The organism is Streptococcus sp. Marseille-Q7156 (assembly GCF_965119495.1).
Window position 1 is genome coordinate 271,994 of the sequence record NZ_CBCPLU010000001.1, and the last position, 12,805, is coordinate 284,798.

Here is a 12,805-nt window from a genome sequence, read left to right on the forward strand (position 1 = left end):
CAATGTCAAAATGTAACAGATTAAATAAAAAGCGAACAAAACAGAATTTGTTGTTTCGATTCGCTTTTTGTATTATCATCTAGATTTTTCTTGTAGCTCTGATAACATTTAGTCTGAGCAGGTACACTAATAGCTGATGGAATAAAATGTGTACATTAGATTATTTCCAAGCGCCACTGGCATCTACATAGTAGCCATCTGGTGTGTAGGTATTGTGAAGCATCTTACCTGATGAAGCGAGGTAGTACCAAGATCCACTATCTTTTACCCAGCCTGTTGCCATAGAACCTGAGTTGTTTAGATAATACCAAGATCCACTATCTTTGATCCAACCTGTCGCCATAGAACCTGAGTCTTTTAGGTAATACCAAGAGTGATTATCATATAGCCAGTCACTAGCAATCATAGCTCCTGATGATTTAAAGGCATACCAGTTGCCACCTTGATAGAGCCAAGTTTGATTGAACATGACTCCTTTATCATTCATAAAGTACCAAGTTCCCTTGTCCTTAACCCAAGCATTTTTAACTAATTGCCCTTGTTTTTGATAGTACCAGCTTTCACTGTAATTCTTTTTTAGCCAACTTTCTGCTTTTAGAATCGGATAAAGTATTTTGAAGGCTCCTGCCCCCCTGTAGGAATGACTGATAACTCCTGGTTTTTGAAGTTTCAATTCTTCATAGTCGTCTGCCCAAGCAAAGACTTTTTGACCATTGACAGTCTCTGGTAAGGTAGCAGTGTAGGTCTTAGTTTGATAGTCCCATTTTGCATCAAGGTAGGTGTGTTGATCATTTGATTCGTCAATACGGAAGTAACCACTCTTTCCACCGTCATTATATACATCATCTACTACTTTAGTGGACCAGGTCTTTACTTCATTTCCACTCTTGGCTTCTACCTTGATATCCCCTCTATAGCCATAAGGAACGTAGAAATTCAGGTAACGCCCCTCTACACCCATCATAGACTTGTCCTTTTCTTGACCTAGGAAATTGACAGTTTGATCTTGACCATTGAGACTAACCGTCCACTCGATTTTCTCAGTTTTTGGCAAATCCAATACTTTGATATCTACTTCATTGCCATTGTCAAATTGAAGAATTTTGCCATCTTGATACTTAATACCACCCTTGACAACCCATTCTTCTTTCAATTCGAAGGCCTTTCCTGAATGAGGGAAAGCTAGTAAAGCTAAACCTGCTAGAGATAAACCAAATAATGTGATTTTTTTTGATACTTTCATTTTCTTAACCCCTTATTTTTGGAATAAAACAAATTGACTGTTTTCTGGATAAACTGATACATGTTGCTCCTTATTACTGCTTGATGCAGCTTCAAGGACTAGAGGATAAGAGTATTGATACAGTTCCTCTAAAGTGATTTTTCCGTTAGTATTGGTGTCTGCCATAGGCGAAATCATTCTATTTTGAAGTGAATCCCAACCTGTACCCATTGCCCAGTATCTGGTGGCAAGACTACCTACTCCGACTGCACTATACGATTTTTCACCTTTCCAAGAGGCACATAGTACGAGGAATTTAGAATCAAGCATTTCACCATTCTTACTTGCTGGATCTCCTGTTGAAAATCCTGCCAAAAATGCTTGTTCATCAAATCTTTCTTCAGAATTGGAGACGGCCTTTTCATCTGATTTACCTACATCTATAATTTTTCCTGAATAGCAACAATCCAGCATAACCACAAACTTACCTTTGTATTGTTTCAGTATAGATGCTAATTCCCAACCTGAAAAGGATGTTTTATCGCTACCAATGGCTATCGTCCCATCTTCTCCTCCATGACAAGTAAGGTAACTAGATTTTTTGTAGCTCTGATAACATTTAGTCTGAGCAGGTACACTAATAACCGATGGAAAAAAATATGTACTTTAGATTATTTCCAAGCGCCACTGGCATCTACATAGTAACCATCAGGTGTGTAGGTATTGTGAAGCATCTTACCTGATGAAGCAAGGTAATACCAAGAGCCGCTATCTTTCACCCAGCCTGTTGCCATAGAACCTGAGTTGTTTAGATAATACCAAGATCCACTATCTTTGATCCAACCTGTCGCCATAGAACCTGAGTCTTTTAGGTAATACCAAGAGTGATTATCATATAGCCAGTCACTAGCAATCATAGCTCCTGATGATTTAAAGGCATACCAGTTGCCACCTTGATAGAGCCAAGTTTTATTGAACATGACTCCTTTATCATTCATAAAGTACCAAGTTCCCTTGTCCTTAACCCAAGCATTTTGAACTAATTGTCCTTGTTTTTGATAGTACCAGGTTTCACCGTCACTATTTTTTAGATTTAGCCAGCTTTCTGCTTTTACAATCGGATAAAGTTCTCTGAAGACTCCCCCCCCTTTGTAGAAATGACTGATAGTCCCTGGTTTTACAAGTTTAATATTACCATACTCCTCTGCCCAAGCATAGACTTTTTGACCATTGAGAGTCTCTGGTAAGGTAGCAGTGTAGGTCTTGGTTTGATAGTCCCATTTAGTATCAAGGTAGGTGTATTGATTATTTGATTCTTTAATATGGTAGTAGCCACTCTTTCCACCATTATATACATCATCAACTACTTTAGTGGACCAGGTCTTTACTTCATTTCCGCTCTTGGCTTCTACCTTGATATCTCCTCTATAGCCATAAGGAACATAGAAATTTAGGTAATGTCCTTCTTCTCCGATATTGGATCTATCCACTTCTTGACTTAGGAAATTGACAGTTTGATCTTGACCATTGAGACTGACCGTCCACTCGATTTTCTCAGTTTTTGGCAAATCCAAGGCTTTGATATCTACGCTATGGCCATTGTTAAATCGAAGAATTTTGTCATCTTGATATACAACTCCTCCTTTAACACGCCAAACTTCTTTAAGCTCAAAGGCCTTTCCCGAATGAGGGAAAGCTAGTAAAGCTAAACCTGCTAGAGATAAACTAAATAATGTGATTTTTTTTGATACTTTCATTTTCTTAACCCCTCATTTTTGGAATAAAACAAATTGGCTGTTTTTAGGATAAACTGATACATGTTGCTCTTCGCGAATTTTTGATGCATCTTCAAGAACTAGAGGATAAGAGTATTGATACAGTTCCTCTAAAGTGATTTTTCCGTTAGCGTTGGTGTCTGCCATAGGCGAAATCATTCTATTTTGAAGCGGATCCCAACCTGTACCCATTGCCCAGTATCTGGTGGCAAGACTACCTACTCCGACTGCACTATACGACTCTTCATCCTTACAAGAGGCACATAGTACGAGGAACTTAGAATTAAGCATTTCACCATTCTTGCTTGCTACATCTCCTGTTGAGAATCCTGCCAAAAATGCTTGTTCATCAAATCTTTCTTCAGACTTGGAGGCAACCTTTTTGTCTGGCTTACCTACATCTATAATTGTTCCTGAATAGCAACAATCCAGCATAACCACAAACTTACCTTTATATTGTTTCAGTAGAGATGCCAATTCCCAGCCTGAAAATGATGTTTTATCACTACCAATGGCTATCGTCCCATCTTCTCCACCATGACAAGTAAGGTAAAGATAGTTCACATCGCTTTCGCTAGAAGATTTGAAAAGTTCTTCCATTTTTGCAATAATCTCAGCTTTTGTTTTATCTGGGAACCGAACAACTTTACTAAAGTTTTGGTTACTAAAAACCTTTTCCATAGCATTAACATCTGCGATAGGTACAGCGGTTGTTGATGTTTCACCAAGAACTAAGGCACGGCGATTAATCGTTTGTCTTGCTCCACTACTAGCAAAGAAATAAGTATCATCTCCAATATTGTGCCAACCTGTCTGCATAGCACCGCTATCAGCTAAATAATATTGTTTCCCTTCGATAGTCTGTAGGCCAGTTTGCATGACACCGCTAGTATTTAAATAATACCAACTACCAGAAATCAAACACCAGCCTGTTTTCATAGCACCACTATCATCTAGATAATACCAATTTCCATACTCATTGAACCAACCTGTTTTCATCCAACCTTCACTATCAAAATAGTACCAGGTTTCATTAATCTTTTCCCACCCGTTTTTAGTGTAAGAACCGTCAGAATGTTTATACCACCAACGGCCATTCGATTGAATCCAACTGCCATTAGAGTGGCTATAAGCCTTGGGAGAAATAGATTCTTGAGCAGAAACTGGACTATTTACTGATAGTGATGTCACTAGGCTCAGTAAAGCAACTGATGACAATAAAATTTTTTTCATAATCATATTGTCCTTTCTGTTTTATTTTTGTATAATCATAATCATACCACAAATAAAAAAACAGGTTTTATTTTTTGCAGAAATGGAAGAGGAATACTATGGAAAATTTTGGAGCAGTTTTAAAGGATATCCGTATTTCAAAAAATTTTCGTCTTAAAGATTTGGCTTGTGATAAGATTAGTGAGTCAACTATTTCTCGTTTCGAAAATGGGATTACAAAATTATCTATTGATCATTTTTACATGTTATTAAATCGCCTGGGGATATCATTTTCGGAATTTGAAGAATTAGTTCATTGCTATTATTCTAAAAAAGAATGCTTTTTTGAAGAATTAGAACATGCTGTAAACTCTTCAGATATCATTTTGTTACAAGAACTAATAAAGAAAATAGAGCTAAAACAAAAGCAGGAAAAAAGTCTATGCAATTGTCACATAAAATCGATTGCTGAACAACAGATTAATCGCCTTGCAAACCTTCCTTACAATACATCTAAATGTAATGAGCTAATCAAGTATTTGCTTTCTGTAGATAATTGGATGGAGTATGAACTGAAAATTTTCTATAATTCGGTGTTTTTTATGAATGCTAAGACCATAAGCTTACTATATAGAGTGGTAATCAAGAAAACACGACATTTTTTAAAAACAGATATGGGAACACATAGAGTAATTCCTTTATATTTATTTAATTTAGAATTATTATTAAAAAATAATTTGTTAGATAGCGCTCAATTTTTTATAGATGATTTAGAAAATTTACTGACTAGACAAGGATATTATTTTGAAAAGACTTATTTGCTTTTTTTAAAAGGTATTTATCTCATAAAAACGAATCAAGTAGAGTTAGGTAAAGAAGAATGTTCCAAAGCTATGAGAATATTTAAAGAATATAATGATAGTGATACAATAGAGAAATTAAACAAGACCTTTAAATCAGATTTAAAAGGATTTGTTTTTTAAATAAAGTTAGACGGAAAATGAGATAAAAGAAAAAGGATAGCCTCTCTACGATGAGATGTTATCCTTTTTGATTATGAAACTATTGCAAATTAACCTTATTTCTCAAAATATAGTAGGTTCCGAGATAAAAGATAGCTATGAATATGAGTTCTTCAACAATGGCTATACCTGCTCCCATATAGAAATGGTCATTGAGTCCTACAAGTGAATTGACATAGAAATTAGAACTAAGATTGAAGGAAAGTTCAATAAATCCAATGACGATTTGGATACCAATGTAGGCTGCAACAGCGAGTGCTGTACGGTATTCATTGAAAAGCTGTCCAATGGAAATAGCCAGGTAGATGCAGAGGATTCCTGAAATGGTATTTAGTAGGAAGGATATACCTGTAAGAAAGATCTGAGGGAGATGTGTTTCTACAAATGTAATCACATAAGAAAGAGGAATCCATTCTGGAACCGTTATGGCCACAATAATAACAGCGCTTAGAGCTAGGACAGCAGTGCTAATCAACGACCAGATAAAGGCACCGATTAGTTTGGCTGTGATGATATGGTGTTCGGATACTGGAAGGGTCAAAGTCAGATAGCCTTGGCGGTCATAGACACTTCCTTTGAAGCGTTTGATAATCAAGAAAAGAGTTGAAATCCCCAGTGTAATTATCAAGCCGCCAAAGGTAGTAGCTAGAAGAACAAGTATAACAGATTGATTTTTTTCAGGTAGATTGATTAAGGATTGTGTCTGAATTCCAATAAGAACAGAGAGGAAGAAAACAGCACCATAAAGAGCTAAATACCACTTGTTAACATTTTTAAATTCGTAGCGAACTAAATTCCAAAACATAATAATCTCCTTTGCTTAGGCCTTAAATTCCTGACGGAAGAGCTGGTCAATGGATTCACCTGACTCATAGCGAATATCATCTACATTACCTTGACGAACGACTTTTCCATCCTTTAGGAAGACAATTTCATCCAAGATTGGCTCGATATCAGAAATCAAGTGGGTAGAAATCAAAACGGTAGAAGTTGGGGAGTAGTTATTGATAATGGTATTGAGGATATAATCACGGGCTGCTGGATCCACCCCACCAATGGGTTCGTCCAGAACGTAAAGACGAGCATCACGGCTCATAACCAAAATCAGTTGTACCTTTTCCTTATTCCCTTTTGATAATTTCTTGAGACGACTATTTTCATCAATACCTAGGTCTGCAAGTAGATGATGGGCACGTTCAAGATTGAAATCTTTATAGAAGGTCTTGAAGTAGGTTAGGGCTTCTTTGACCTTCATTTGCTCATTGAGATAGGTCGTATCCGGCAAATAAGCTACGATAGCCTTGGTTGCTGGGCTTGGGTCCATGTCGTTGATAAGGACGCGTCCTTGATCTGGTTGTAAGAGGCCATTGATTAGTTTAATCAGGGTTGTTTTCCCTGAGCCGTTTGGGCCAAGGAGACCAACAATTTTTCCAGCTGGGATCTCAAGAGAAACATTTTCAAGGGCTGGTGTTGCTCCATAAGATTTGGATACATTTTCAAATGCTAGTAATGACATAGGCTTAAACTCCTTTAATATAATCGCCGACTACGCCTGGTAGTTCTTCTTTTTCATAGCCAAAATGGGTCATGGAGGAAACGAAGTGTTCCAATTCTTCTTCTGATAATTGTTTGCGCGATTGGGCGATTAGCTCCTTATCCTCAGTCACAAATCGTCCAGTTGTTCGCTTGCTGTAGACAAAGCCTTCTCGTTCGAGGTCTGATAAGGCTCTTTGGATGGTGTTGGGATTGACACCGGCCTCGCTCGCTAACTCTCTCACGGTTGGAAGTTGTTGATTGGGTTCCAGTGTATGGGAAACAATCTGAAGCTTGATTTTCTCCATAATCTGTAGATAGATGGGTTTTTTGTTGTCAAATGTCCAGGACATCTTGGTCTCCTTTCTTTTATCCTTTTGTCTTAATTAAATAATACAACAAAACAAAAAACTTGTCAAGCAAAAAGAAGAATTGTTTTGGGAATCGTTTAAAAAATGGTATAATGAAAAGAAAACGATAAGGAGGGAAAGGATGCGTTGTCCAAAATGTGGGGCTACCAAGTCAAGTGTTATCGATAGTCGCCAAGCAGAAGAAGGGAACACCATTCGTAGAAGACGTGAGTGCGATGAATGCCAGCACCGTTTTACAACCTACGAACGGGTAGAAGAAAGAACCTTAGTGGTTGTTAAAAAAGATGGCACACGGGAACAATTCTCCAGAGATAAAATCTTTAATGGGATTATCCGCTCAGCCCAGAAACGTCCTGTGTCAAGTGATGAAATCAACATGGTAGTCAATCGTATCGAACAGAAACTCCGTGGTCGAAATGAAAATGAAATTCAAAGTGAGGACATTGGTTCACTCGTCATGGAGGAGTTGGCTGAATTGGACGAGATTACTTATGTACGTTTTGCCAGTGTCTATCGTAGTTTTAAGGATGTCAGTGAGTTAGAGAGCTTGCTCCAACAAATCACCCAGTCCTCTAAAAAGAAAAAGGAAAGATAAATGAAGCCAATTGACCGTTTTTCTTATCTAAAGAATAATCGGGTGTCGCAAGATACCTCATCTCTGGTACAGTGCTACCTCCCGATTATCGGTCAGGAGGCACTGAGCCTTTATATTTATACGATTAGTTTTTGGGATAATGGCAGAAAGGAATACCTCTTTTCAAGTATTCTCAACCATCTCAACTTTGGGATGGACAGACTGATAAAATCCTTGAAAATCCTATCTGCTTTTAATCTCTTGACCCTCTATCAAAAGGGGGACGTCTATCAGCTAGCTCTTCATGACCCTCTTTCGAGTCAGGACTTCTTGGAACATCCTGTTTATCGCAGACTTTTGGAGAAGAAGATTGGCGATGCAGCGGTGGAGGATTTGAAAGTTGAAAGTGCTGACGGTGAAGAAATCTCTGTCTCACTCAATCAAGTCTTTCCAGATTTGGCAGAACTAGGAAGTCAAGAAGACCTTAGTCTCAAGAAGAAAGTGGCCAACGATTTTGATTTGGACCATTTTCGTCAGCTCATGGCTCGAGATGGGCTTCGTTTTGCGGATGAGCAGTCCGACGTCTTAAACCTCTTTGCCATTGCTGAGGAGAAGAAATGGACTTGGTTTGAGACCTATCAATTGGCCAAGTCGACAGCTGTTTCCCAGGTCATTTCAACCAAACGCATGCGGGAAAAAATTGCTCAAAAACCAGTTTCCTCTGACTTTAATCCTAAGGAAACGACCATTATCAAAGAAGCCAAAAGTAAAACGGCCTTGCAGTTCTTGGCAGAAATCAAGCAAACACGCAAGGGAACCATCACCCAAACAGAAAGAGAACTCTTGCAACAGATGGCTGATTTGGGCTTGCTGGACGAAGTTATCAATATTATTCTCTTATTGACCTTTAATAAGGTGGATTCGGCAAATATCAATGAGAAATATGCCATGAAGGTAGCCAATGACTACGCCTATCAAAAGATTCATTCGGCAGAAGAGGCAGTTCTTCGCATTCGTGAGAGAGGGCAGAAGAATCAGGCTCAAAAAAGTAGTAAACCCAGTCCTGCCAAGTCCAATGTGCCCAAGTGGAGCAATCCAGATTATAAGAATGAAACCAGCGAAGAAACTCGTATGGAACTAGAACGTAAGAAACAAGAACTATTAGCTCGATTAGAAAAAGGAGGAGATTAGATGGAAAGTGTCGGAGACGTACTCAAACGTCAACCTAGCCGTTTTCACTATCAAGATTTGGTCCAGAAAATCATGAAGGACCCTGATGTTGCGGCCTTTATCCAGCAAGAATCCCTGACTCCAGAGGAATTAAATCGCAGTATCTCCAAATTTAATCAGTACATCACCGAACGCGACAAGTTCCTTCGTGGTGATACGGATTATATTGCCAAAGGCTACAAGCCAATTTTGGTCATGAATCACGGCTATGCGGATGTTTCTTATGAAGAAACTCCTGAACTAATCGCAGCTGAAAAAGAAGCGGCTATTAAGAACCGTCTTAAGTTAATCAATCTGCCAGCCAGTCTCAAGAAAGCTAGTTTGGCTCAAGTAGACTTGGATGATTTGGGTCGCTTGCCAGTTTTTGAAAAGCTATTAGCCTTCGTGGAGCAATATCCAGCTATTCGAAAAGGTCTTTACCTATATGGAGACTTTGGTGTGGGTAAAAGTTTCATGGTAGCTGCCTTAGCCCATGATTTATCAGAAAAACGTGGTGTTTCATCCACTCTTCTCCACTATCCTAGCTTTGTCATTGATGCCAAAAATGCCATCAGTGATGGCAATGTTAAGACCTTGGTGGATGAGATTAAACTGTCTGAAGTCCTGATTTTAGATGATATTGGTGCCGAGCAATCAACAGCTTGGGTGCGTGATGAAATCCTGCAGGTCATTCTCCAATATCGGATGCAGGAAAATTTACCGACCTTTTTCACCTCCAACTTCAACTTTGAAGATTTGGAGCAGCATTTTGCTAAAGTGAAGAAAGGAGATAACGAAACCTGGGAAGCCAGACGGGTCATGGAACGCATCCGTTATTTGGCCGAGGAGACTCGTTTAGAAGGAGTAAACCGCCGATGACAGAAACGATTAAACTGATGAAAGCTCATAAGTCTGTTCGAAGATTTAAGGAGCAAGCCCTTCCTCAGGAAGACTTGACTGAAATCCTGACAGCAGCCCAGATGGCCTCGTCTTGGAAGAATTTCCAATCCTACTCTGTGATTGTAGTGCGAAGTCAAGAAAAGAAAGATGCCTTGTATGAATTGGTGCCTCAAGAAGCCATTCGTCAGTCAGCTGTTTTCCTTCTCTTTGTCGGAGATTTGAACCGAGCAGAAAAGGGAGCCCGACTTCATACAGACTCATTCCAACCCCAAGGTGTGGAAGGTCTCTTGATTAGTTCAGTCGATGCGGCCCTTGCTGGTCAAAATACCCTGCTTGCAGCTGAGAGCTTGGGCTATGGTGGTGTCATTATTGGCTTGGTACGTTACAAGTCAGAAGAAGTAGCAGAGCTTTTTAACCTACCTGACTACACCTATCCTGTCTTTGGGATGGCACTAGGTTTACCAAATGAAGAACATGAAGTCAAACCTCGTTTGCCATTGCATCAAGTGGTATTTGAGGAAGAATACCGAGAACAGTCCACTGAGGCAATCCAAGCTTATGACCGTGTACAGGCGGACTATGCTGGAGCACGTGCGACCACAAGCTGGAGTCAGCGTCTAGCAGAACAGTTTGGTCAAGCAGAACCAAACTCAACTAGAAAAAATCTTGAACAGAAGAAGTTATTGTAGAAAGTGAGAAATTATGGCCCTACCAACTATTGCCATTGTAGGACGTCCCAATGTTGGGAAATCAACCCTATTTAATCGGATCGCTGGTGAGCGAATCTCCATTGTAGAAGATGTCGAAGGAGTGACACGTGACCGTATCTATGCAACGGGTGAGTGGCTCAATCGTTCCTTTAGTATGATTGATACAGGGGGAATCGACGACGTCGATGCTCCTTTCATGGAACAAATCAAGCACCAGGCAGAAATTGCCATGGAAGAAGCAGATGTTATCGTCTTTGTCGTGTCTGGTAAGGAAGGGATTACCGATGCGGACGAATACGTAGCCCGTAAACTTTATAAGACCCACAAACCAGTTATCCTCGCAGTCAACAAGGTGGACAACCCTGAGATGCGAAATGATATCTATGATTTCTATGCCCTCGGTTTGGGTGAACCACTGCCAATCTCCTCTGTCCATGGTATCGGTACAGGGGATGTGCTAGACGCCATCGTCGAAAATCTTCCAAATGAATATGAAGAAGAAAATCCGGATGTCATTAAGTTTAGCCTGATTGGTCGTCCTAACGTCGGAAAATCAAGCTTGATTAACGCTATTTTGGGAGAAGACCGTGTCATTGCCAGTCCAGTTGCTGGAACAACTCGTGACGCCATTGATACCCACTTTACAGATACAGATGGTCAAGAGTTTACCATGATTGATACGGCTGGTATGCGTAAGTCTGGTAAGGTTTATGAAAATACCGAGAAATACTCTGTCATGCGCGCTATGCGAGCTATTGATCGTTCAGATGTGGTCTTGATGGTCATCAATGCGGAAGAGGGTATTCGTGAATACGACAAGCGTATCGCAGGATTTGCCCATGAAGCTGGTAAAGGGATGATTATCGTGGTCAACAAGTGGGATACACTTGAAAAAGACAACCATACTATGAAAAACTGGGAAGAAGATATTCGTGAGCAGTTCCAATACCTGCCTTACGCACCGATTATCTTTGTATCAGCTTTGACCAAGCAACGCCTCCACAAACTTCCTGAGATGATTAAGCAAATCAGTGAAAGTCAAAACACACGTATTCCATCAGCTGTCTTGAACGATGTGATTATGGATGCTATTGCCATCAACCCAACACCGACAGACAAAGGAAAACGTCTCAAAATCTTCTATGCGACTCAAGTGGCAACTAAACCACCAACCTTTGTTATCTTTGTCAACGAAGAAGAACTCATGCACTTTTCTTACCTGCGTTTCTTGGAAAATCAAATCCGCAAGGCCTTTGTCTTTGAGGGGACTCCAATCCATCTCATCGCAAGAAAACGTAAATAAAAAAGTAGAATCTGGAATGACATTTCCAGATTTTTTTGATAAAATGAAGTTGAAGAAAGCGCTATCAAAAAGAGGTGTTGATGATGGAACATTTGTTTAAATTGTTAATCTTATTACCCTGTTTTTACTTTTTCAGCTGGATTGAAAAGGCCAACAGAGATAGTAAATTTTTCCCAATTTTTTACTATTTTTACTGGATTTACATCACCCTCTATGCTCTTTTTAGCCTTACTTGGACAGTTTTTTCAGTTCTGTTTTTCAATATCGTCTTGAAAAATTTGACCGATATCAAGTTATGGGGTATTTGGCTATTATTACTACTTATTGCTTTTGCTAGTGACTGGTTAGACTATATCTTTTTCAAAAAAATGTTTCGCTTGAGACGGGAACTAGGAAAGTCTAAGGGCGGAAGGCATTGATTTATACTCAATGAAAATCAAAGAGCAAACTAGGAAACTAGCCGCAGGTTGCTCAAAGCACTGCTTTGAGGTTGTAGATAAGACTGATGGAGTCAGCTCAAAACATTGTTTTGAGGTTGTGGATAGAACTGACGAAGTCAGTATCCATACCTACGGCAAGGCGACGTTGACGTGGTTTGAAGAGATTTTCGAAGAGTATTATATCGGTTTTTATTTATAGGAGGTGGCTTATGGCACATCTAAAATCATTTATTACACGCTATTCCAAGGTTTATATTGGTTTAGTTCTATTTATCTGGATTGCTTTCTTCTTTCTTCCTTGGGGCAGTCCGATTCTGGGGGGAAAGATTGACCTCTTCGTTATGGAGAAAGTCTTGCTAGTTTTTGGTATTCTGTCTATTTTGATGGCCTTGCTGTCCAAGAAAGTCAGTCTCTTTGTTTTTGGACTTATCTGCTGTCTTTCTCTTTGGATTAATCTATTTATCCTGTTTGCGATTTTGCCGATTTTTGGCAATTAAAGTATCATAAAAGTCAGAGAGGTTAGCTTGGAAACTA

General features: G+C 39.4%; 16 protein-coding genes. 9 read left to right on the plus strand and 7 right to left on the minus strand.

What is annotated here, in order from left to right:
• Positions 1-160: 160 nt before the first annotated feature.
• The 4 genes from ACWPV5_RS01480 to ACWPV5_RS01495 all read right to left on the minus strand — a co-directional run bounded on the left by ACWPV5_RS01480 (position 161) and on the right by ACWPV5_RS01495 (position 4,230).
• Positions 161-1,243: an N-acetylmuramoyl-L-alanine amidase family protein gene (locus ACWPV5_RS01480; RefSeq protein ID WP_023943805.1), complete on the minus strand. Its 1,083-nt coding sequence runs from the start codon at positions 1,241-1,243 to the stop codon at positions 161-163.
• Between the two features lie 12 nt (positions 1,244-1,255).
• Entirely contained in the window at positions 1,256-1,696 is a 441-nt protein-coding gene (locus ACWPV5_RS01485; RefSeq protein ID WP_454382030.1) for a hypothetical protein, read from the minus strand.
• 197 nt (positions 1,697-1,893) lie between these two features.
• On the minus strand, positions 1,894-2,979 hold the full coding sequence (locus ACWPV5_RS01490) for an N-acetylmuramoyl-L-alanine amidase family protein (protein WP_454382031.1): 1,086 nt from the start codon (positions 2,977-2,979) through the stop codon (positions 1,894-1,896).
• A gap of 12 nt (positions 2,980-2,991) precedes the next feature.
• On the minus strand, positions 2,992-4,230 hold the full coding sequence (locus ACWPV5_RS01495) for a caspase family protein (RefSeq protein WP_033679907.1): 1,239 nt from the start codon (positions 4,228-4,230) through the stop codon (positions 2,992-2,994).
• A gap of 98 nt (positions 4,231-4,328) precedes the next feature.
• Between ACWPV5_RS01495 and ACWPV5_RS01500 the strand changes: the two genes are divergently transcribed.
• The gene (locus ACWPV5_RS01500) at positions 4,329-5,192 is read left to right on the plus strand and encodes an Rgg family transcriptional regulator (RefSeq protein ID WP_454382032.1); all 864 of its coding nucleotides are present in this window, start codon (positions 4,329-4,331) and stop codon (positions 5,190-5,192) included.
• A 79-nt stretch (positions 5,193-5,271) separates the two neighbouring features.
• Here the strand turns inward: ACWPV5_RS01500 and ACWPV5_RS01505 are convergent, their stop codons facing one another.
• The 3 genes from ACWPV5_RS01505 to ACWPV5_RS01515 are packed head-to-tail and all read right to left on the minus strand — an operon-like array spanning position 5,272 to position 7,117.
• Complete coding sequence (locus ACWPV5_RS01505) at positions 5,272-6,036, minus strand: hypothetical protein (protein WP_454382033.1); 765 nt, start codon at positions 6,034-6,036, stop codon at positions 5,272-5,274.
• 15 nt (positions 6,037-6,051) lie between these two features.
• Complete coding sequence (locus ACWPV5_RS01510; RefSeq protein WP_050073389.1) at positions 6,052-6,747, minus strand: ABC transporter ATP-binding protein; 696 nt, start codon at positions 6,745-6,747, stop codon at positions 6,052-6,054.
• 4 nt (positions 6,748-6,751) lie between these two features.
• Complete coding sequence (locus tag ACWPV5_RS01515; protein WP_000119149.1) at positions 6,752-7,117, minus strand: GntR family transcriptional regulator; 366 nt, start codon at positions 7,115-7,117, stop codon at positions 6,752-6,754.
• A 139-nt stretch (positions 7,118-7,256) separates the two neighbouring features.
• Here ACWPV5_RS01515 and nrdR point away from each other — a divergent pair, with 139 nt between their 5' ends.
• The 8 genes from nrdR (at position 7,257) to ACWPV5_RS01555 (ending at position 12,768) form a co-directional block, all read left to right on the plus strand.
• A complete protein-coding gene (nrdR, locus tag ACWPV5_RS01520; RefSeq protein ID WP_001203672.1) occupies positions 7,257-7,730 on the plus strand; it encodes a transcriptional regulator NrdR in 474 nt (157 codons plus the stop codon).
• The gene (locus ACWPV5_RS01525) at positions 7,731-8,900 is read left to right on the plus strand and encodes a DnaD domain protein (RefSeq protein WP_454382034.1); all 1,170 of its coding nucleotides are present in this window, start codon (positions 7,731-7,733) and stop codon (positions 8,898-8,900) included.
• A complete protein-coding gene (dnaI, locus tag ACWPV5_RS01530) occupies positions 8,901-9,797 on the plus strand; it encodes a primosomal protein DnaI (RefSeq protein WP_084927203.1) in 897 nt (298 codons plus the stop codon).
• Entirely contained in the window at positions 9,794-10,507 is a 714-nt protein-coding gene (locus ACWPV5_RS01535) for an NADPH-dependent oxidoreductase (protein ID WP_084927202.1), read from the plus strand. The genes dnaI and ACWPV5_RS01535 overlap by 4 nt, the downstream gene beginning before the upstream one ends.
• A gap of 13 nt (positions 10,508-10,520) precedes the next feature.
• Entirely contained in the window at positions 10,521-11,831 is a 1,311-nt protein-coding gene (gene der, locus ACWPV5_RS01540) for a ribosome biogenesis GTPase Der (RefSeq protein WP_001207696.1), read from the plus strand.
• 83 nt (positions 11,832-11,914) lie between these two features.
• Positions 11,915-12,250 carry a hypothetical protein gene (locus ACWPV5_RS01545; RefSeq protein ID WP_454383420.1) on the plus strand — a complete coding sequence of 112 codons (336 nt, stop codon included), beginning with the start codon at positions 11,915-11,917 and terminating at the stop codon, positions 12,248-12,250.
• A gap of 10 nt (positions 12,251-12,260) precedes the next feature.
• Entirely contained in the window at positions 12,261-12,470 is a 210-nt protein-coding gene (locus ACWPV5_RS01550; protein ID WP_454382035.1) for a hypothetical protein, read from the plus strand.
• 10 nt (positions 12,471-12,480) lie between these two features.
• A complete protein-coding gene (locus ACWPV5_RS01555) occupies positions 12,481-12,768 on the plus strand; it encodes a hypothetical protein (protein ID WP_454382036.1) in 288 nt (95 codons plus the stop codon).
• Positions 12,769-12,805 lie beyond the last annotated feature (37 nt).